The following is a 1273-nucleotide window of genomic DNA, read 5'->3' as shown; positions in this document are numbered from 1 at the left end:
TGAGGTTCCCCCCGCAGGACGGACACCTCGTCTGAGTCGACTTGCGTCGGCTGGGAAGGAAGAGACTCGTGCCTGCACCTCACTCGCCTGAGTTTCGTGAGCGCGCCGTCGCGCTGGCCCGACTCGGTGACAAACCGATCATCACTCTGGCCAAGGAACTGGGAATCAGCCGCTCCTGCTTGCAAAACTGGCTGGCCCAGGCCGACGCCGACCAGGAAGGGCAAACGTCGGGTCGGCTTACGACGGCCGAGAAAGCCGAAATCGCCGAGCTGCGACGCAAGAACAAACAGCTGGAGCTGGAAAACGAGATCCTCAAACGCGCAGCCGCGTATTTCGCGCGTGAGAACGTTCTCCCAAAATAGCGTACTCGCTGGTCCGTGAACTCGCCGACGACGATATCCCTATCGCGGTGGCCTGCCGAGTGCTGAAGGTGTCGCGCTCGGGATACCACGATTGGCTCGGCCGGCCAGCATCCGCCAGGGAACAGGAGAATACCGAACTCACGAAAATCATCCGCGAGATCCATGTCGAGTCCCGCGGTAGCTACGGCTCGCCACGCGTGCACGCCGAGTTGACGCTCGGCCTGGGTCTGGCGGTGAACCGCAAGCGTGTCGAGCGGCTCATGCGCCGCGCCGGGCTGCGGGGCGCCTATCGGCGGCGAGGCCGCCGCAACCCGGTCAACGTCGCGACCGAAGACGACCTCGTCGGCCAGGCGTTCACCGTCGCAGCCCCCGACCGGCTCTGGCTGACCGATATCACCGAGCATCCCACGAGCGAGGGGAAACTGTATTGCGCGGCGGTTATGGACGCCTATTCACGCCGGATCATCGGCTGGTCGATGGCGGAACGCCAGACGACGGAGCTGGTCGTCAACGCGCTTTCCATGGCCGTCACCCGTCGTACTCCGGAGGGTGGGTCAACCATTCTTCATTCCGATCACGGCTGTCAGTTCACGTCCTGGGCGTTCGGGCAGCGACTCCGAAAGGCCGGATTGATGGGCTCGATGGGAACGGTCGGTGATTGTTTTGACAACGCGATGATGGAATCGTTCTGGGGGACGATGCAACTCGAACTGCTCGACACCAAGAAATGGGCAACAAGAGCAGAACTCGCCAACGCGGTGTTTGAATGGATCGAGTGCTGGTACAACCCCTATAGGCGGCATTCCGGTATCGGAATGCTCAGCCCCAACGAGTACGAGCGGCGTCACCAGCCGCCGGACCCTGGAGCCTGATGACACACCGCCGGTGTCCGGGCTATGGGGGGAAGCTCA

General features: G+C 62.8%; 1 pseudogene. It reads left to right on the top strand.

Annotated elements, in window-relative coordinates:
* The first annotated feature begins 68 nt into the window (after positions 1-68).
* Positions 69-1234: pseudogene (locus tag AB0J58_RS45060) on the top strand (IS3 family transposase).
* Positions 1235-1273 lie beyond the last annotated feature (39 nt).

This window comes from Streptosporangium sp. NPDC049644 (assembly GCF_040675205.1).
In the GTDB taxonomy this organism is placed as follows: Bacteria; Actinomycetota; Actinomycetes; order Streptosporangiales; family Streptosporangiaceae; genus Streptosporangium; species Streptosporangium fukuiense.
The sequence above is the reverse complement of the archived record's forward strand: the minus strand, read 5'-3'. Positions and strand labels throughout refer to the sequence as shown.